Source organism: Rhodovulum steppense (assembly GCF_004339675.1).
Lineage (GTDB): Bacteria > Pseudomonadota > Alphaproteobacteria > Rhodobacterales > Rhodobacteraceae > Rhodovulum > Rhodovulum steppense.
This window is the reverse complement of the sequence record NZ_SLVM01000009.1, coordinates 71,417-88,944: the sequence shown is the minus strand read 5'-3', so window position 1 is coordinate 88,944 and position 17,528 is coordinate 71,417. Positions and strand designations below refer to the sequence as shown.

The window sequence follows — 17,528 nt, the reverse complement described above, 5'->3', positions numbered from 1 at the left end:
CATGGACCGCAGAACCTTCCTGACCACTGGCGCCGGTGTCGCCGCCGCTGGCACGCTGGCCGCCCCGGCCGTTGCGCAGGGCAAGATCACCTGGAACCTGCCCACCGCCTTTCCCAAGAACGCCCCCGCCGTCGGCACCAATGTCGTGACCTTCGCCGAAAAGGTCGCCGCGATGTCGGACGGCCGACTCACCTTCACCGTGCATGGCGCGGGCGAACTGGTGCCCGCCTTCGCGGTCGAGGATGCAGTTCAGGCGGGCAACGCGCCGGTGGGCCATGGCCCGACCTATTATGCCGCGGGCAAGAACCCGGCGATCCACTGGTTCACCGGCGTTCCCTTCGGGATGACCTCGGCCGAGCATTTCGCCTGGCTGCGCTGGGGCGATGGGCAGGCGATCTGGGACGAGATCTATGCCCAGCGCAATCTCAAGCCCTTCTATTCGGGCAATTCCAACACCCAGTCCGGCGGCTGGTTCAAGCGCCCCGTCGAAAGCGTCGACAGCCTGCGCGGCATGAACATGCGCATTGCGGGGCTGGGCGGCGAGATCTATCGCAAGCTTGGCGTGAACGCGGTGCTGATGCCCCCGCCCGAGATCTTCCAGGCGCTGCAATCGGGCGCAATCGACGCCGCCGAATGGGTCGGGCCGATGCTGGATCAGGCCTTCGGTCTGCAAAAGCTGACCAACCTGTGCTACGTGCCCGCCTTCAACGAGCCGGGCGCGGGGCTGGCCATCGTGTTCAACGCCGATGCCTGGGCCGAGCTGTCCCCCGACCTTCAGGCGATCTGCGAGACGGCAGCTTATGCCGCAGCGCTCGAAGTTCAGGCGCAGTTCGACTATTACAACGCCAGGGCCATGGCCGATCTCAAGGCGCAGGGCGTGCAGTTCCTGCCCTTCCCCGAAGACGTGATCGCCGCGCTGCGGAACGCCTGGACCGAGGTTCAGGACGACCTGACCGCGGCGCATGCCGATGTCGCGAAGGTGCGCGAAAGCTATGACGCCTACCTGGCCCAGGCGCGCGACTATGCCGGCGAAATGACCCTGCCGCTGCTGGCTGGACGGATCTGAGCATCGGGGCCGGTCGCGCAGGCGGCCGACCCTAGCCTTCGCGGGTCTCGCCTTCGAGGATCGCGGCCAGCCCCGCCCGGTAATCGGGATGGCGCAGGTGGATGCCGAGTTCCGTCTTGATCCGGTCGTTCCGCACCCTCTTTGATTCCGAATAGAAACTGGCGGCCATCGGGCCCAGATCGGCGGCCTCGAACGGGATCTCGGGGGGCAGCGGCAGGCCCAGCATCTGCGCGCCAAAGGCGATCACGTCCTGCGCGGGCGCGGGTTCGTCATCGGCGACATTGTAGATTGCACGGGGATTCGGCCGCGCCATCGAGGCCGCCAGCACCTGCGCGATATCCTCGACATGGATGCGCGAAAAGACCTGCCCCTGTTTCACGATCCGCCGCGCCGTCCCGTCGCGCAACCGATCCAGCGCCGAGCGGCCCGGCCCATAGATACCCGGCAGCCGGAAGATGTGCAGCGGCAGGCCCAGCCCCGCCCATTCCGCCTCGGCCGCCACCCGCGCCGCACCGCGCCCCGTCGCAGGTGTCAGCGCCGTCGTCTCGTCGACCCAGCCGCCCTGATGATCGCCATAGACCCCCGTTGTGGACAGATAGCCGACCCAGACCAGATGCCGGGCCGCGCGCAGCGCCTCGCCCAGCGCGGCCACCACCGGATCGCCACCAGCCCCGGGCGGCACGGAACTCAAGACATGGGTCGCCGCGGCCAGCGCCGGGCGCAGATCGTCGCCGGGCCAGATCACCGGCTCGACACCTTCGGCGCGCAGCTCGTGCGCCCGCGCCGGGCTGCGGGTGGTGCCGATCACGCGCCAGCCCGGGCCAAGCACCCGGCCCAGTTCACGCGCGGAATAGCCATGCCCGATGGAAAGAAGCGTTCCTGTCATGCCCCCAGCATCGCGCGCCCGGCGCCGCGCGGCAAGGGGGCGCGCGCAGGGCTTGCGCCGGGCGGCCAAAGCGTGAAACCTGTCCCGGCACAGCCCGGGGACGCCACAAAGATGCAGGACCATGTCGATGAACTGCCGCTTGTCGGCCCCGAACTGCCCGGAGCGGAGGCGTTCACCGATGCCGGGGCGGCGGTCGCGCGTCTGGCCGGGATCTACCAGACCTCGCGCAGTTTCCTGCGCGAGCGGTTCCGCGAAACCCTTGCGGGCCAGGCGCCGAGGGCACGGTTCCGCGCGGTCTATCCGCAGGTGCGCTTTTCAACCGCGACCCATGCCCAGGTCGACAGCCGCCTGAGCTTTGGCCATGTCGCCGAGCCCGGAACCTATGCCGCGACGATCACGCGGCCGGACCTGTTCGCCAATTACCTGCGCCAGCAGATCGGCCTGTTGATCGCCAATCACGGCCAGCCCGTGGTGATCGGTCCGTCAGAGACGCCGATCCCGGTGCATTTCGCGGTGACGGGCGAAACCGGGCTGTCCGTCCCGCAAGAGGGCGTTCTTGACTATCCGCTGCGCGATCTGTTCGACGTGCCCGATCTGAACACCACGAACGACGACATCGTGAACGGCACGCTGACGCTGGCCGAGGGAGCTGCCCGCCCGCTGGCCCCCTTTACCGCGCAGAGGGTGGATTATTCGCTGGCGCGGCTCGAACATTACACCGCCACCGCGCCCGAGCATTTCCAGAACCACGTCCTGTTCACGAACTACCAGTTCTATGTCGAGGAATTCGAGGCTTTCGCCCGCGCCGCGCTGGCCGATCCGGCCTCGGGCTATACCGCGCTGGTGGGCCCCGGGAATGCGCTGATCGCCACCCCCGACGCCGCCCTGCCCACGCCCGCCAAGCTGCCGCAGATGCCCAGCTATCACCTCAAGCGCGCCGATGGTCAGGGCATCACGCTGGTCAATATCGGCGTCGGCCCCTCGAACGCCAAGACCGCTACCGACCATATCGCGGTCCTGCGCCCGCATGCCTGGATCATGGTCGGCCATTGCGCGGGACTGAGGAATTCACAGCGTCTGGGCGATTTCGTGCTGGCCCATGGCTATCTGCGCGAGGATCACGTTCTGGACGACGATCTGCCGGTCTGGGTGCCCATCCCGGCACTGGCCGAGATTCAGGTCGCGATGGAAGAGGCGGTGGCCGAGATCACGCAGCTTCAGGGCTTCGAGCTGAAACGCATCATGCGCACCGGCACCGTGGCCACCATCGACAACCGCAACTGGGAATTGCGCGACCAGTCCGGCCCGGTGCAGCGGCTGTCGCAATCGCGCGCCATCGCGCTGGACATGGAAAGCGCGACCATTGCGGCCAACGGGTTCCGCTTCCGGGTGCCCTATGGCACGCTTCTATGCGTGTCGGACAAGCCGCTGCATGGCGAACTCAAGCTGCCGGGCATGGCCAGCGACTTCTACAAGACCCAGGTCTCGCGCCATCTGGCCATCGGAATCCGCGCGATGGAGCGGTTGCGCGACATGCCGCTCGAGCGGATTCACAGCCGCAAGCTGCGCAGCTTCGAGGAAACGGCCTTCCTCTAGGCGGAAAACGCCCACAAAATGCGTGAAAACCGGTCATTTCATTCCACAAATCGTTGTGTGTCTCCGCAATATCGAGTTTAATCCCCAGGATGAGCCCCAACAGAGGGCACGAACGAGGAGACCCTAGATGTCGAAACCGATGACCAAGACCCAGCTCGTCGCGGCCCTGGCCGAAGAAATGGGCGCTGACAAGAAGACCGCGACGGCGGCACTGGACGCGGTGACCAGCATCATCACCCGCGAAGTGGCGGCGGGCGGTTCGGTGACCCTGCCGGGCGTGGGCAAGATCTACTGCCGCGAGCGGCCCGAGCGCATGGTGCGCAACCCCGCCACCGGCGAGCAGTTCCAGAAGCCTTCGGACAAGGTCGTCAAGATGACCATCGCCAAGGCCCTGAAGGACAGCGTGAACGGCTGAGGCCCGCGCCTTTCCGCGCCGCCGGAAACGGTTCAGGGTCGCCCGCGTGGCGGCCCTTTCGCTTTGGGGGGGAGAGCAATGGATCTGCGGGCGCTGGCGATGGGCCTTGCCTTCGCCTTCATCTGGGCCTCGGCCTTCACCTCGGCGCGGATCATCGTCGCCGATGCCCCGCCCCTGGGCGCGCTGGCGCTGCGGTTCCTGCTGTCGGGGCTGCTGGGCGTCGGCATCGCGCTGGCGCTGGGGCAAAGCTGGCGTCTGACGCGCGAGCAATGGCGCGCCACGCTGATCTTCGGCATCAGCCAGAACGCGCTGTATCTTGGCCTCAACTTCGTCGCGATGCAGACACTCGAAGCCTCGATGGCGGCGATCATCGCATCCACCATGCCGCTTCTGGTGGCACTGTTCGGCTGGCTGGTGCTGCGCGAAAAGGTGCGGCCGCTGGGCACGCTGGGGCTGGTGATCGGCTTTGCTGGAGTGGCGATCATCATGGGCAGCCGGATCACCGGCGGCGTCGATCTCTACGGGTTGTTGCTGTGCGTCGGGGGCGTGTTCGCGCTGACCACGGCGACGCTGGCGGTGCGCAGCGCCTCGTCGGGCGGCAATGTGCTGATGATCGTCGGGCTCCAGATGCTGGTGGGTGCGGCGGCGCTGGCACTGGCCTCCGTCGTTGCGGGCGAAAGCCCCGAGGTGCGCTGGGGCTGGCCGCTGGTCCTGGCCTTTGCCTACACGACAATATTCCCGGGTCTCGTCGCCACGCTGATCTGGTTCCTGCTGGTGCGCCGGATCGGCGCGGTGCGGGCGGCGACCTTCCACTTCCTCAGCCCGTTTTTCGGCGTATCCATCGCCGCGCTCCTGCTGGGGGAGACGCTGGGGCCGCTTGATGTGACAGGCGTCGCGGTCATCATGGCGGGCATCCTCGCGGTGCAATTGTCAAAACAGACCCGCGTCGCCGCACCCTTGGACCGTCGCTCCGATTGATAGCGGCCCGGTGCCTTGGCAGCACCGGGTCTTTACGATCCCGCCCACATCCCGCAAAACGTCAGCAGCCCGCCGACACATGGTCGGCCCGTTCAGAATGGAGTCTGCGTCCATTGGTCAACCCGCTTTACGACAGGCTTTTCGGCTGCCATGCCGACCGGCAGACACCGTTTCTGCATCTGCCCTGCGGTCGCACCCTGACACATGATTCATTCTTGCGGCTTTCCGCCCGCTTCGCCCATGCGCTGCGCGCGCTGGGTCTTGTCCCCGGGGACCGGCTGGCAGTGCAGGTCGAGAAATCGACCGAGGCACTGGCGCTATTCGCCGCCTGCGCGCAGGCGGGCGTTATCTTCCTGCCGCTGAACACCGCCTACACGGCAGCCGAGGTCAGCTATTTCCTGGAAAACTCGGGCGCGCGGCTCTTCGTCTGCGATGGGGCGCATGCCGGGACGCTCAGCGCGGTGGCGCACAAGGCGGGCAGCCATCTTGTGACGCTGAACGTCGATGGGACGGGCAGCTTTGCGGCCGTGGCCTGTGACATGCCCGACGATTTCGATACCGAACCGCGCCGCGCGGAGGATTTGGCGGCCTTTCTCTATACCTCGGGCACCACAGGCCGGTCCAAGGGCGCGATGCTGACGCAAGCGAACCTTGTGTCGAATGCCGAGGTGCTGACCGAGTACTGGCGTTTCACCGAAGATGACATTCTGCTGCACGCGCTGCCGATCTTTCACACCCATGGCCTGTTCGTGGCAACCAACGTCACGCTGCTGGCGGGCGGCGCGATGATCTTGCTGCCGAAATTCGACCTTGACCAGGTGATAGCGGCTTTGCCACGGGCAACCTCCATGATGGGCGTGCCCACCTTCTACACCCGCCTGCTGGACGACCCGCGCTTCACCCGCGACCTGGTCGGCCATTTCCGGCTTTTCGTCTCGGGCTCGGCGCCGCTTTTGCCGGACACCCACCGCGACTTCGAGGCCCGCACCGGCCACCGCATCCTCGAACGCTACGGCATGACCGAGACGAACATGAACACCTCGAACCCCTTTGACGGCGAGCGGATCGCGGGCACCGTGGGCCTGCCGCTGCCGGGGGTAGAACTGAAGATCACCGACCCCGAAACCGGCGCACCCCTGCCGCAGGGCGAGATCGGCATGATCGAGGTGCGCGGGCCCAACGTCTTCAGAGGCTACTGGCAGATGCCCGAAAAGACCCGCGAGGAATTGCGCGAAAACGGGTTCTTCATCACCGGCGATCTGGGGCTGATCGCGGCGAACGGCTATGTCCAGATCGTCGGCCGGGCAAAGGATCTGATCATTTCGGGCGGCTACAACATCTACCCTCGGGAAATCGAGCTGGCGCTCGACGATCAACCCGGCATCCGGGAAAGCGCGGTGATCGGCGTGCCCCATCCCGATTTCGGCGAGGGTGTGGTCGCCGTGCTGGTGCCCGAGGCCGGGGCCTGCCCCGACCCGCAGGCGCTGGCAACCGCTCTGCGCGAAAGGCTGGCGGGTTTCAAGTTGCCCCGCCGGTTCGAATTCGTCGCGGAATTGCCGCGCAATACCATGGGCAAGGTGCAGAAGACCGTCCTGCGGGACAGCTATGCGGACAGCTTCACCTGAAGGTTGCAGCCCGAAAGCGCTGGATAACACTGCGCTGCCCCCTATGCTGTTCCCGATGAGCCTTTGGAAACCGTCACACGCATGACCCCCGCCCCGCAAGCCATCGGGCCGGATCTGACCGCGATGATCGCCTGTCCGCGCTGCGATGCGGTCTATCGCGCGGTCCAGCCCGGCCCCGGCGAACGCGCGGTCTGCGCATGCTGCAAGACGGTGCTGATCGCGCCGCGCCGCCGGGCGGGCCAGCAACTGATCGCAGTCGCCGTGGCGGTGGTGGTGCTGGTGGTGGCGGCGACGCTGGCCCCCTTCCTCGCCATCGAGGTCGCCGGGCGCAGCAATGCCAGTTCGGTACTGGACGCCGCGCTTGCCTTTGCCGCAGCGGGGCCGGTCGCGATCCTTGCGCTGGCGGTGGCGGCGCTGATCGTGTTCATCCCGGTGCTGCGCGCGCTTCTGGTGATCTATGTGCTCGGCCCCGTCGTGCTGGACCGCCCACCCGCGCCCCACGCCGCCGCCGCGTTCCGGCTCTCCGAAGAGCTGCGGCCCTGGTCGATGGCCGAGATCTTTGTCATCGGCTGCGCGATCGCGCTGGTCAAGATCGCCGATCTGGCGCAGGTCCATTTCGGCCCTGCCTTCTGGATGTTCGCCGCCCTTGTCGTGCTGGTGGTGGTGCAGGACGGATTCATGTGCAGGTATTCGGTATGGAAATCGCTGGAACGCTGAGAACCGCGCGCGAGATGGGGCTGGTGGCCTGCACAAGCTGCACCCGGGTCTGGCCCGCGGGAACGGAGCGCTGCGGGCGCTGCGGGCATCGGCTGCACACCCGCGCGCCGCTGGCGCTGCAACGGGTCTGGGCGTGGTGGCTGGTCGGGGTGATCGCCTATGTACCCGCCAATCTCTACCCGATGCTGTCCACCCGCACGCTCGTCGCCTCGCAGGAGGCCACAATCATCGGCGGCGCGGTCGACCTGGCCCGCCACGGCAACTGGGGCATCGCGCTGGTGATCCTGACCGCCTCGGTCGCGATCCCGCTGGGCAAGTTCCTGGCCATTGCCATGCTGGCGCTGGGCGTGCGCCATGGCAGCGCCCTGACCGGCAGCCGCCGCCAGCAGCTTTACCAGGTGGTCGAGTATATCGGCCGCTGGTCCATGATCGACGTCTTCGTGGTCGCGATCCTGGCCTCGCTGGTGCAGCTTGGCGCCGTCGCCTCGGTCAGCCCCGGCCCGGCCAGCCTGTTCTTTGCCCTCTCGGTGATCTTCACCATGCTCTCGGCACAAAGCTTCGACAGCCGCCTGATCTGGGACGCCGAGAGGGAGGGCCGCCGCGCATGACCGACCTGCCGCCCGAAACCCCCATCGAGCCCGCCCGCCGCAGCCTTGTGGAACGGCTCTCCATCGTCTGGGTGATCCCGGCCGCGGCGCTGGCGATCGCGCTTGGGGTGGCTTGGAACAGCTATGCCGAACGCGGCCCGCTTCTGGAACTGGTGTTCGAGACCGCCTCGGGCATCCGCGCGGGCGAAACCGAGCTGCGCTATCGCGACGTGACCGTGGGGATCGTGGAAAGCGTCGCCTTTACCGAAGGGCTGGGCAAGGTGCTGGTCGGTGTGCGGCTGGATCGCGACGTGGCCGACTTCGTGGACGACGACGCGCAGTTCTGGGTGGTCCGCCCCGAGGTGACGCCGCGCGGCGTGTCGGGGCTGGAAACCGTGCTGTCGGGCACCTTCATCGAGGGCATCTGGGACGACACGCCCCGCGGCTTCGTCCAGCGCCACGAGGCTTCGACCACCGCACCGCTGAACCGCGAGGGGCGCGCGGCGCTCAGGCTGCGGTTGCGGGCGGCAGGCTCGGCCTCGCTGACGGCCGAGGCGCCCATCGTCTATCGCGGCATTGAGGTCGGCCGGATCGGCCGCGCCGAAGTGTCCGAAGACGGCGCCACGGTCGAGGCAGAGGCGATCATCTTTGCCCCGCATGACTGGCTGATTTCCTCGGCAACGCGGTTCTGGGATACCTCGGGTTTCCGCTTCTCGCTGGGGCCGGGGGGCGCGCGGCTCGATTTCGACTCTATCGCCTCGCTGGTCTCGGGCGGGATCACCTTCCGCACCGTGGTTTCGGGGGGCGCGCCGGTCGAGCCGGGCACGCAGTTCAACGTCTATCCCGACGAGGCCGCGGCGCGCGCCAGCCTGTTCGGCGCGGACGAGGGCGAGTTGCTGACGCTGACCGTGATCTTCGAGGAGAATGTCAGCGGTCTGGCCGTGGATGCGCCCGTGGATCTGGGCGGCATCCGCATCGGCAAGGTGACGGCGCTGGGCGGGATCGTGGATGCCGCGCGCTTCGGCGACGAGCGGGTGCGCCTGACCGCGACGCTGGCGATCCGGCCGGGCCAGTTGGGCCTTGACGGCAGGCCCGACCCCGAAGCCGCGCTTGATTACCTTGCCGCCCGCGTGGACGAGGGGTTGCGCGCGCGGCTGGCCACGGCCTCGTTGCTGACCGGCGGGCTCAAGGTCGAACTGGTCGAACTGGTCGAAGCGCCGCCCGCCGTGCTGGATCGCGACGCAAGCCCGAACCCGGTCCTGCCCACCGCGCCCGCCGAGATCGCCGATGCCGCCGCCACTGCCGAGGGGATCTATAACCGCATCAATGCCTTGCCCATCGAACAGGTGATGGAAAGCGCCATTGCCGCGCTCGACAACATTGCCCGTCTGGCGGGCAGCGAGGATATCCGCGCCGTACCGGGCGAGGTGCGCGCCCTGCTGGGCGAGGCGCGCGGGCTTGTCGGCACCGACGAGGCGCAGGCGCTGCCCGGGCGGCTCTCGGCCGCGGTGGGCGAGCTGGAAACGCTGGTTGCGCGGCTGAACGAAAGCGATGCCGCCGGACGGCTGGGCGCGGCTATCGACGCGGCCGCCGCCGCCGCCGCCCGGGTCGAAAGCACGGTCGAGGGCGTGCCCGAACTGGTGGCCCGCCTGACCGGGATCGCCGAGAATGCCGAGGCCGTGCCGCTGGACGAACTGGCCGCGCGGCTTTCGGCACTGATGGACGCCGCCGCACGGCTGGTCGATACCGATGCCGCCCGCGCCCTGCCTGCCGATCTGTCGGCCGCGCTGGCCGAGTTGCGCAATGTGCTGGCCGAGCTACGCGACGGCGGCGTGATCGAGAATGCGAACGCCACGCTCGCCTCGGCCCGGGCCGCCGCCGACGGGTTCTCGGCCGCCGCCGAAGACCTGCCCGCCCTTCTGAGCCGCGCCCGCAGCGTGCTGGACGAGGCTGCCGCTACGATCCGCGACTATGACGCGACACGCGGGGTCGGCCGCGATCTTGGCCCCGCCATCCGCGAGGTCGAACGCGCCGCCCGCGCCGTCTCGACGCTGGCGCGGACGCTGGAACGCAACCCCAATTCGATCCTGTTCGGACGCTAGGGACGCCAGAGATGAAGCACGCCGCCCCCCTTCTCGCCTTTGCGCTGGTCGCCCTTGCCGCAGGCTGCGCCAGCACCCCGCCCCTGCGCTACACCGTGCCCGAGGCGCCGGTCGCGGGTCCGCGCCTGCCCTCGGCCTTTGCCACCGTCGCGCTGCGCGAGGTTGCGCTGCCTGCCTATGCCGCCTCTGACGAGATCCATATCCGCACCGCGGACGGGGCGCTGGCGCCCGCGCCCGCGGTGCTTTGGGCCGACGATCCGGCCCGTGCGATCACCGGCGACCTGGCGCGCTATCTGGGCCGGATGACGGGGGCCACCGTCGCCGCCGAGCCCTGGCCCTTCTTCGAGCGCGCCGCGGCCACGCTGGAGGTGCGCGTCTCGGACATGCTGGCCGAGGCGGATGGCCGGTTCCGGTTGTCGGGCCAGTATTTCGTGGCCCCCGAACAGGGGCGGCGCGGGCGTTCGGGCAGTTTTGCCATCACCACCCGGATCGCCCCCGGCGGCGGCCCGGCCGCCATCGCCGCGGCCCGCGGCGAGGCGCTGCGCGACCTTGCCGCGCTGATCGCGCGCGAGGGGCTGCGCTAGCCCAGCAGGCCGATGTCACAGCCGTCGATGATGATCGTGAGGTTCCAGGACGTGCGCAGTTCCGTCTTGCCCCCCCGACTCGTCGCCGGGCGGCACGCGCTCGACGCGGAAACCGAAGCACTCGAACCAGGACTGGTCGATCCGCGACAGGATCACCGGGAAGACGTGCCGCTCGACCGCCGCCGCAGCCAGACGCAGAGCCGCGCGGGCGGGATTGTCCAGCGGTTCGGCGAGGCGCACCCCGATCCGCGAAAGCATTACGTCAATTACCGACCGCGCGGGCGGTCGTGACCCGTCTGGATCAGAGGGACCAGATCCTCGGGCCGGGCCTGCGTTATCCGGCCGAGAATGGCACCCCATCCGGTTCCCATCAGGAGACCTCCCCGGTCTCGGCGATGAGCCGCGCAGCCTCTTCGGCACCGGGCGCGGGCAGATCGACCGCCGCCCGCGTCTGACGGAATCCAACCGCCCTGTCGCCGCCCAGACACTCGGCCAGCACCCGTTCCAGACGCAACAACTCCGTCTCGTCGACGATTGCGCATAGCCCTCGATCGGGCAGCGACCGGGCGCGCCGGGTCTGGTCATCGAGAGAGGGCGCGCTTTGCGGAATCAGCGCCGCGGGAATGCAGTTAAAAGGATCTCGTGTACCGAATTGTAGCCCGCCGCAGAGATCACCAGATCGGCAGCCAGAGCCAGCGCAGCGGCCTCGAAGGTCTGCACGACGCGGGTATTGGGCCAGACGTAAAGCCTCGCCGCCACATTCCGCAGGGCCAGACCACGATCAGGTGCAGCACCTCCTCGCGTCCCGCCAGCATCACCGCGATCGCCTGCAACTGCGCCGTCCGGTCCGAGGCGCCCCCCAGCATCGAGATCATCAGCCGTTCGAACCTTCGACCAAAACGCTCGGCCAAAAGCTTGCGTAGCGCGCCGCATGCAGCTGGCACCTGCAGGGTCTGCCGGACGATGGGGCCGACATAATGGACACGCGGCCCGAAACTGTAGGGGGCATTCAGTTCGGAGAAGGCTCGGAGGGCACGATTACCCGTTCGAAGATGCGCTCGCGGTCGAGCGCAAGATCGCTTTCCCGGCCCGGCGGCCATAGGCCGCGGCGGATCCAGACCGCACAAAGGTCGCGTTCCAGAACGGTACGAAGGATCGAATCGAACACATAGCCGCCGCCAAAGACCAGACAGTCGCCACGCTCCAACGCCCGACCGAGCCGCAGATAGGTCAGCACGTCATTTGCATAGGGTTCGGGATGGTACCTCCCTTTTCTGCACCAGTGGAAGGCAGTCATAGCCGCGCCCCAGGATCATCGGCACGCAGAAGAGAAAGGCCGCAAAGGCCGGGCGCACGCCGCAGACAGCGCATCGGCGATGACGGTGCAGCGTTGGGCATGGCCCAGCCCGGCCCCATTGGTCTGCAGGAAAAGCGTCCGGTCGACCGGGGTTCGCGCTCGGCAACCAGCAGCATCGTCGCGCCCGCGATCAGCGGTCTGGGCTGGGTCTCGGTGAGATCGATCACCCGGGGCTCGCGGCCCAGCGCATGGGCCAGTCGGCCCCATGCGCCAAGATAGGCCTGATGATCGGCGAACCGCCCGGTGGCGACGAACGGCACATCCGGCCACGGCGCGCGGTTGCGTAAGTCCGCCAGTTCCCGGTCCTCCAACTCGTCCACCCCCAGCGGGAAGATCGTCTTGACCGCCAGATCCTCGGTATCGACAAGGAAGGGCGCCACCTCGTAGGTGCGGCCGAGGTCGGGATCGCCGGGCAGCCCATCGGCATGGAACACCGCCCGGTGCCCCCCGCGCGGCAAAGGTAAGCTGTGCGTCATAGGCACGCTGGTTGCGGCTGCCGCCCTCGAAAAGGATCATGCTGCGCGCGCCCGCAGCGCGGCACCGATGAGCGCCTTGAGCCGGACTGCGAAAGCTGCCGCCGAGAACCCGTCGAGAGCCGCCTGCCCGTGTGCCGCCTGTGCCGCATGAGCAGCAGGATCGGCGATCAGCCGCTCCACCGCCGCGTCGACATCGTCGGGGCGGCTGGCGATGACACCCCGTCCGAAGACCGCGCCGGTTTCGGGGTCGGTCATCACGACCTTGCCAGCGGCGAGAGCCTCGACGAACGCCTGTCCGAAGCTCTCGCGCCCGGTCGGCACCATGAAATCGATCATCGCGAAATAAACCCCGACCTCGGCAGAGCAGAACGGCAACAATGTCCAGTGCGGACGCGCCACCGCCCGGCCAGCAGCATGTCCGCCCCCAGGATCACGCTGGCCTCGGCATGGGCCGAAAAGAAACGATCGAGATCGGCAAGAGGGGGAATTTCTCGAAACCTGGGCGCGAATGCCGCCCCCGCCGGTCACGAGGCCTTGCGGCTGGGGTCTGGCACGACATCTCGCAGATGTTGAACCAGTCCTCGCTCAGCACGTCCCGCCGCCCCTTCCCGGCTGTACTTCCAGCCGTCACCGTGGCGCGATTATGCGGCGAGATCGGCGTCGACGATTTCCGAAGCGCCAGCGAGGCACGGTCGATCCGATCCAGACAGGCGCCCACGTCGAACCCCTTGATACCGCCCGGGCGCAGGAAATTCTCGTGCGCGACCACGACAAGGTGGCGCGCCACGATCCAGCCTTCGAAATCAGGCAAGAATTTCAGAAAGGCCGGATTGTGCAGGATCGCCACATCGGCCGCGATGCCGGGCGCGTCCCAGACCAACGGCAGGCACAGTTCGTCCAGCACCTCGCGCAGTACCGGCGCGACCTGCCGCGCCGTGCCGAACATCCCCGCCCAGCGGGCATGGACCGTGAACCGCCCCAGCGCCGCGGCCACCCGCCACTCGGCCGCAACGGAGGCCGAGGTGCCGCCCGGAAACCGCGGATCGACAACATAGGCAAGCTGCGGCAACCGGGCGCGGCTGGCCATGCGGGAGTCCTGCAAGGGACACAATAGATCCCGGCCGACCCGGGATCGAGGGAGGGCGCGGCACTTGCGCCGTCACCGCCCGACCGGGCCACAAGCACGGTCGGATCGGGAATGAAGTCGCAGTTCAACCGCCCACCGTCACGTCGTTGCAGAACTTGCGCAATTGCACCGGAAGTGCGTCCACGTCCACCATGAGGTGGGGTCCTGGCGCAGATACTGCCACGCCCCCATGCATCCTTGCGCGTCAACATGCTGTCGATGAACTGAAGCTGCTACAGCGTCGCCTCGCGCGCGCGCCCAGCGTTCCCATGATCATCACCAGTCCCCGTCACGATGGCCAGAAGTCGTCTGTCGGGCGTGGCCTTATCCCTTTCTCCCCCGTTATCCTCGCCGCCATCCGCGGCGGCGCATCATGACCATTGACAGCCGGTCACTGGCTGTTGACCTCTCTCAGCTTCCGGAGCACTTCGTTTCGCAGTTCCGCCGCGGTCGTGGTCTGTGCCGGGGCCTGACTGCGTCGGCTGGTCGCGGCCTGAGTCGGCGGCCGGACCGTGCGCATTTCGGGTTGCGTGGTGCGGGCTGGCTGGGGTTGTCGCGCGCCGCCCGCCAGCCAGAGTTCCAACTGCCCAGGCCGCGGCTTCCTTGCAGCCCCGGTGAAGTCGCGCGTCACTCCGTCCAGATGCTCGGCCAGCACGCGCGCCGCTTCGGCATCCTGGCGATGGAAAAAACGCACATCGGTCTCGGCGATCACGACCCGCACCCGTGCGGGCGGCGCCATGTCGTAGCCCGCCCCGTCCAGCGACGCCACCGTTTTGGCGATCCCGTCATCCGACACCGCGTTCGTCACGAAGACCCTGACGAAGACGTCCGGTGCGGGCATGGGGGGCGGCGGAGCGGCGGCAGGTTGCGGGGCGGGCGGCTGAACCAGAGCAAGCCGACCGGCGGGTGCAGTCGGCAGCGCGACCATCTGGACCGGACTCTCCGATTGCGGCACCGCCTGATCCGTCAGGCGTGCGGATGGCGCGGACAGCGATTGCCCACCGGCCCAGGGAACGGGCATCGGGGGCAGCGCGGTCGGGACAGGACCGGAATGAGCCGTCCCGGCTGCGACGGGACGATGGGCGAGGGCCACAAGACCCGGCGGCTCTGGCGCTTCTATCGGCCCACGCGGCGCAGGCTCGGCGACAGGCGGACGGGGCGGCACAGGCGCGACCGCCAGATCGGTGGCGGGGCGGGCGGGCGGCAAGGTCGCAGACCCGAGGAGCGGAACCCCGCCCGGATCGGCCAGCACGGGTGTCGTCCGCACATCACCCGCAAGCGACATGTCGGGCACAGGTAGACCCGGGGATACGGCCGGGACGACCGGTGCCTGGGTGGACAGCACGGCCTCCTGCGCGGGCCGGAATGCGACAGGACCAGCCGCGGCGATGGGGTGGGAGAGGCTTTGACCCGACGGCAAGTCGGATGCGGCCGGGATGGCCGCCGCAATCGGGCCGCGCGTGCTCTCTGGCGTTGCGACAACCGACGCCGCCCCATGCCCGATCAATCCCGCCACCCGCACAGCCGCGATCCCCGCGACCAGTCCCATCGCAAAGGCCATGGCGACAAAAACGAACCGGCCAAGCCGACCGCGCCAACGCCCAGCACCGCCGTCCAATCGTGCGACCCGGGCACGGGCAAGCGCCGTTTCAAGCCGCTGCGCACCCTGTGACGCGTTGACCGGCAAGGCGGGAACAGGACGCAACGCGCGCGCGGATCGAAAGCCACGCCGCTTCGACGCGGGCGCGGACGCCTCAGCCTCGACGCGCAGGCCGGGTGGGAGGGCAGGGTTGCCGACCTCCTCTGCCGCCGCGGACTCCGCCTGGCGCAGCGTCCGAAGCGCCGTGGCAACACGGGCGTCCCCCTGCACGCCGGTCGGTTGCTCGCCGTCTTCGACCGCATCGGACAGAGCGCGGAGCCCTGCCCGGGCCGCTTTCTCGGCAAGCACCTTCCCACGCTGAAGACGGGCCTCTTCGAGGCGCTTTTCCCAAGCCTTCGAATTCAGCAGTTCGAAGACTCTCGCGTGGTCATCCCCGGAAAAGCGGGAATCCGATGGCGATGCCCCCGACCCAATCCTCTCGCCCATTCCACCCCACCCCCATGTGGGATATCAGACCAGCGTGCAGACTGGAACGAATCCGAGCCTTGAAACCGGCCGCAACGTCACCGAAATGTCAGCCCACGCCGTGCCTGATGATGTTACCCAACGCGCGCCCTCGGGACAACGCCGCAAATTGATCCCAATGGAATCCGGTCCGGTCTGATCGTTCGAAAGGCCGCTGCCTTCTGCCGGTCAGCCACTCGAAACGGGTCTGAGGAAATTGAAATCGCAGCCTTCGTCGGCCTGCAGGACATATTCGACATAGAGCCGGTCATAGCCGCGGCGTTGCTCGGGTGGCACGATATCCGGAGCCCATTCGGCCCGGCGGCGGTCAAGCTCGGCCGCGTCCACCAGCAGTTCGATGCGTTTCTCCGACACCGACAGCCTGATCCGGTCGCCCGTGCGCACCAGCGCCAGCGGCCCGCCGATCGCCGCCTCGGGCGCGACATGCAGGACGATGGTGCCGAAGGCGGTGCCCGACATGCGCGCGTCCGAAATGCGGATCATGTCCTTGAGCCCCTTGGACGACAGCTTCTTCGGGATCGGCAGATAGCCCGCCTCGGGCATGCCGGACGCGCTCTTGGGCCCGGCGTTCTGCAGCACCATGATGTCGTCGGGGCCGATGTCGAGATCGGGGTCGTCCACCCGCGCGGCGAGATCGGCAAGCGAGGAAAAGACGACCGCCCTGCCCTCGTGTTCGAACAGGGTCTTGTCGGCAGCCGAGCGTTTCAGGATCGCGCCGCGCGGGGCGAGGTTGCCGAACAGCGCCACAAGCCCGCCCTGGGGTTCCAGCGGCGCCTCGGCGCTGGCGATCACGGTGCGGTCGACAAAGCCCGGATCGGTTTCCAGCCGGTCGCCCAGCGTTTCGCCGGTGACGGTCAGCGTATCGAGATGCAGCAGCGGCTTGAGTTCCCGCAGCACGGCCCCTACCCCGCCCGCGAAGAAGAAATCCTCCATGTAGTGGTTGCCCACGGGCTTGAGGTTCACCAGCACCGGGGTTTCGTCGGAAAGTTCGTTGAGCCGGGACAGCGGAATGTCGATCCCCAGCCGCCCGGCGACCGCCGTCAGGTGGATGATCGCGTTGGTGGACCCGCCCAGCGCCAGCAGAACGCGGAGCGCGTTCTCGACCGATTTCGCGGTGATGACCTGGCTGGGTCGGATCGGGTTCTCGATCATCCGCGCCGCCGCCAGCCCCGAGGCCTCGGCCGCGCGCAACCGGTCGGCGTGGACGGCGGGAATGGCGGCGGTGCCGGGCAGCGCCATGCCCAGCGTCTCGGCGATGCAGGCCATGGTGGACGCCGTGCCCATCACCGCGCAGGTGCCCGCGGTGGTGGCCAGCCGCCCCTCGATCTCGTTGATCTCGTCGGTGGAAATCTCGCCCGCGCGATACTTGCCCCAGAAGCGGCGGCAATCGGTGCAGGCGCCCAGCCGTTCATTGCCGTAGCGCGAGGTCATCATCGGGCCAGCCACCAGCTGCACCGCCGGCAGGTCGGCCGAGGCTGCGCCCATCAGTTGCGCGGGCACCGTCTTGTCGCAGCCGCCCACCAGGACCACCGCATCCATCGGCTGGGCGCGGATCATCTCTTCGGTGTCCATCGCCATGAGGTTGCGGAATTTCAGCGAGGTGGGGTTCAGGAACACCTCGCCCAGCGAGATCGTGGGAAACTCGATGGGCAGGCCGCCGCCCAGCAGCACGCCGCGCTTCACCGCCTCGATCAGTTCGGGGAAATGCCGGTGGCAGTTGTTGAAGCCCGACGCGCTGTTGGCGATGCCGACGATGGGTTTCTTCAGCACCTCGCGGGAATAGCCCATCGAGGCTGCGAAGGAGTTGCGCAGGTAGACCGAGAAATCGCGGTCGCCGTAGTTCGTGAGCCCGCGGGCGAGGCCCCTGTCCTTGGTTTCGTCACTCATT

The 17,528-nt window shown here is 68.2% G+C and carries 19 protein-coding genes; 10 read left to right on the top strand and 9 right to left on the bottom strand.

Annotation, left to right across the window (positions count from 1 at the left end; all coding sequences use genetic code 11):
• Window position 1 precedes the first annotated feature (1 nt).
• On the top strand, window positions 2-1,066 hold the full coding sequence (locus EV216_RS07825; RefSeq protein ID WP_132694505.1) for a TRAP transporter substrate-binding protein: 1,065 nt from the start codon (window positions 2-4) through the stop codon (window positions 1,064-1,066).
• A gap of 31 nt (window positions 1,067-1,097) precedes the next feature.
• On the opposite strand, the gene EV216_RS07820 is transcribed toward EV216_RS07825, so the two are convergent.
• Window positions 1,098-1,952 (bottom strand): SDR family oxidoreductase, encoded by an 855-nt coding sequence (locus tag EV216_RS07820; RefSeq protein WP_132694504.1) that lies wholly within the window; start codon window positions 1,950-1,952, stop codon window positions 1,098-1,100.
• Window positions 1,953-2,063: 111 nt separating this feature from the next.
• On the opposite strand from EV216_RS07820, the gene EV216_RS07815 reads away from it, so the two are divergent.
• The 9 genes from EV216_RS07815 (at window position 2,064) to EV216_RS18220 (ending at window position 10,847) form a co-directional block, all read left to right on the top strand.
• Entirely contained in the window at window positions 2,064-3,548 is a 1,485-nt protein-coding gene (locus EV216_RS07815) for an AMP nucleosidase (protein ID WP_132694503.1), read from the top strand.
• Window positions 3,549-3,675: 127 nt separating this feature from the next.
• On the top strand, window positions 3,676-3,963 hold the full coding sequence (locus EV216_RS07810; RefSeq protein WP_132694502.1) for an HU family DNA-binding protein: 288 nt from the start codon (window positions 3,676-3,678) through the stop codon (window positions 3,961-3,963).
• Window positions 3,964-4,041: 78 nt separating this feature from the next.
• A complete protein-coding gene (locus tag EV216_RS07805; RefSeq protein WP_132694501.1) occupies window positions 4,042-4,941 on the top strand; it encodes a DMT family transporter in 900 nt (299 codons plus the stop codon).
• A 113-nt stretch (window positions 4,942-5,054) separates the two neighbouring features.
• Window positions 5,055-6,566: a malonate--CoA ligase gene (locus EV216_RS07800; protein WP_132694500.1), complete on the top strand. Its 1,512-nt coding sequence runs from the start codon at window positions 5,055-5,057 to the stop codon at window positions 6,564-6,566.
• A gap of 81 nt (window positions 6,567-6,647) precedes the next feature.
• Complete coding sequence (locus tag EV216_RS07795; protein ID WP_132694499.1) at window positions 6,648-7,283, top strand: paraquat-inducible protein A; 636 nt, start codon at window positions 6,648-6,650, stop codon at window positions 7,281-7,283.
• On the top strand, window positions 7,262-7,891 hold the full coding sequence (locus tag EV216_RS07790; RefSeq protein ID WP_243642016.1) for a paraquat-inducible protein A: 630 nt from the start codon (window positions 7,262-7,264) through the stop codon (window positions 7,889-7,891). The genes EV216_RS07795 and EV216_RS07790 overlap by 22 nt, the downstream gene beginning before the upstream one ends.
• Window positions 7,888-9,972 (top strand): MlaD family protein, encoded by a 2,085-nt coding sequence (locus tag EV216_RS07785; RefSeq protein WP_132694498.1) that lies wholly within the window; start codon window positions 7,888-7,890, stop codon window positions 9,970-9,972. Before EV216_RS07790 ends, EV216_RS07785 begins: the two co-directional genes overlap by 4 nt.
• 11 nt (window positions 9,973-9,983) lie before the next feature.
• Window positions 9,984-10,556 carry a PqiC family protein gene (locus tag EV216_RS07780; protein WP_132694497.1) on the top strand — a complete coding sequence of 191 codons (573 nt, stop codon included), beginning with the start codon at window positions 9,984-9,986 and terminating at the stop codon, window positions 10,554-10,556.
• A 30-nt stretch (window positions 10,557-10,586) separates the two neighbouring features.
• Entirely contained in the window at window positions 10,587-10,847 is a 261-nt protein-coding gene (locus EV216_RS18220; RefSeq protein ID WP_165899194.1) for a hypothetical protein, read from the top strand.
• A 79-nt stretch (window positions 10,848-10,926) separates the two neighbouring features.
• Here EV216_RS18220 and EV216_RS18215 read toward each other — a convergent pair whose 3' ends face one another.
• The 8 genes from EV216_RS18215 to EV216_RS07735 all read right to left on the bottom strand — a co-directional run bounded on the left by EV216_RS18215 (window position 10,927) and on the right by EV216_RS07735 (window position 17,527).
• Entirely contained in the window at window positions 10,927-11,070 is a 144-nt protein-coding gene (locus tag EV216_RS18215; protein ID WP_165899193.1) for a hypothetical protein, read from the bottom strand.
• 157 nt (window positions 11,071-11,227) lie between these two features.
• Window positions 11,228-11,500: a hypothetical protein gene (locus EV216_RS07770; protein WP_165899192.1), complete on the bottom strand. Its 273-nt coding sequence runs from the start codon at window positions 11,498-11,500 to the stop codon at window positions 11,228-11,230.
• Window positions 11,501-11,565: 65 nt separating this feature from the next.
• Complete coding sequence (locus EV216_RS07765) at window positions 11,566-11,793, bottom strand: hypothetical protein (protein ID WP_165899191.1); 228 nt, start codon at window positions 11,791-11,793, stop codon at window positions 11,566-11,568.
• Window positions 11,794-11,849: 56 nt separating this feature from the next.
• A complete protein-coding gene (locus tag EV216_RS07760; protein WP_132694493.1) occupies window positions 11,850-12,347 on the bottom strand; it encodes a hypothetical protein in 498 nt (165 codons plus the stop codon).
• Window positions 12,348-12,425: 78 nt separating this feature from the next.
• Entirely contained in the window at window positions 12,426-12,725 is a 300-nt protein-coding gene (locus EV216_RS07755; protein WP_165899190.1) for a glycosyltransferase, read from the bottom strand.
• Window positions 12,726-12,819: 94 nt separating this feature from the next.
• A complete protein-coding gene (locus tag EV216_RS07750) occupies window positions 12,820-13,476 on the bottom strand; it encodes a hypothetical protein (protein ID WP_132694491.1) in 657 nt (218 codons plus the stop codon).
• A 430-nt stretch (window positions 13,477-13,906) separates the two neighbouring features.
• On the bottom strand, window positions 13,907-15,601 hold the full coding sequence (locus EV216_RS18210) for a hypothetical protein (RefSeq protein WP_165899189.1): 1,695 nt from the start codon (window positions 15,599-15,601) through the stop codon (window positions 13,907-13,909).
• A 207-nt stretch (window positions 15,602-15,808) separates the two neighbouring features.
• Entirely contained in the window at window positions 15,809-17,527 is a 1,719-nt protein-coding gene (locus EV216_RS07735) for an IlvD/Edd family dehydratase (protein ID WP_132694488.1), read from the bottom strand.
• Between the last annotated feature and the right edge of the window lies 1 nt (window position 17,528).